This window comes from Micromonospora endophytica, from assembly GCF_003236305.1.
GTDB lineage: Bacteria > Actinomycetota > Actinomycetes > Mycobacteriales > Micromonosporaceae > Micromonospora > Micromonospora endophytica.
The window spans coordinates 1-1,020 of sequence record NZ_POTX01000487.1 but is presented as its reverse complement, the minus strand read 5'-3'; the positions used below and the strand labels follow the sequence as shown (position 1 = coordinate 1,020).

Below are 1,020 nucleotides of genomic sequence, written 5' to 3'. Positions count from 1 at the left end.
TGAGCCATTCCGCGCAAGCAGGCGGTAGCAGTCAGTAGCTGTCCGGAATGCCGGGTAGGCGTCGGACGCGCCAGATCAGGCGGGGTACGGAGAAAAGACGCAGAACCCCGATACGAAGTGGTCCTTCCACAGATCAACTTCATAGAGGTCCTGCGTCGACATGAGTGTCACATACACCGCTGTACTGCCGGTACGCGAGGAGACGGTGAGCCGCCTGACCGGGTTGCTCAACGCCGAACGTATCCGCCGCGGCACCCGGGCCCGGACCCGGTCGCTTCCCTGCCGTGACCAGGCGATCCTGACCCTGCGCTGGTTCTACGACGGCACCCGGATCAAGCAACTCGCCGCCGACAACCGGATCAGCGTGTCCACCGGCTACGACTACCTGCACGAGGCCATCGCCGTACTCGCCGCGCAGGCGCCCGGCCTGCACGGCGCCCTCCTCGCCGCCAAGACCGCCGGCTACTCCCACGTCAACATCGACGGCACGCTGATCGAGACCGACCGGTGTCGTACTCCTGGGCCCACACCGGGCGTGGATCTGTGGTGGTCGGCCAAGCACGACAACCACGGCGGCAACATCCAGGTGATCACCGTCGGCGACGGCTGGCCCATCTGGACCTCGCCCGTACGTCCCGGCCGCGAGCACGACACCACCGCACTACGCACCCACCCTGAACTCCTGCCCTGCCTCCGAGAGGCCGGCGCCGATCTGCGCCCCCTCGGCGATCTGGGCTACGAAGGCGAGTCCACCACCATCACCGTGGCGTTCAAGAAACCAAAGAACAGCCGACTCACCGCGATCCAGCAGCAGTTCAACAAGGCCCACAACGGCCTACGAGCCATCGGCGAACGCGGAAACTCCCTGCTCAAGACCACCTTCAAGGCGCTACGCAACATCAGCCTCGACCCATGGCACATCGGCAAGATCGTGGCCGCCGCACTCGTCCTGCTCCACACCGACCACGACCGCACCACATGATCACCACCGGTAATCAGAACGTTGCGCGGAATGGCTCA

1 protein-coding gene is annotated in these 1,020 nt (G+C 65.3%); it reads left to right on the top strand.

All coding sequences use genetic code 11. The features are described from left to right. Nucleotides 1-160 precede the first annotated feature (160 nt). Entirely contained in the window at nt 161-982 is an 822-nt protein-coding gene (locus C1I93_RS30675; protein WP_111246709.1) for a transposase family protein, read from the top strand. Nucleotides 983-1,020 lie beyond the last annotated feature (38 nt).

Excerpts from the sequence above, each read along its gene's own strand:
- C1I93_RS30675 (WP_111246709.1), top strand. The coding sequence starts at position 161 with ATGAGTGTCACATACACCGCTGTACTGCCGGTACGCGAGGAGACGGTG.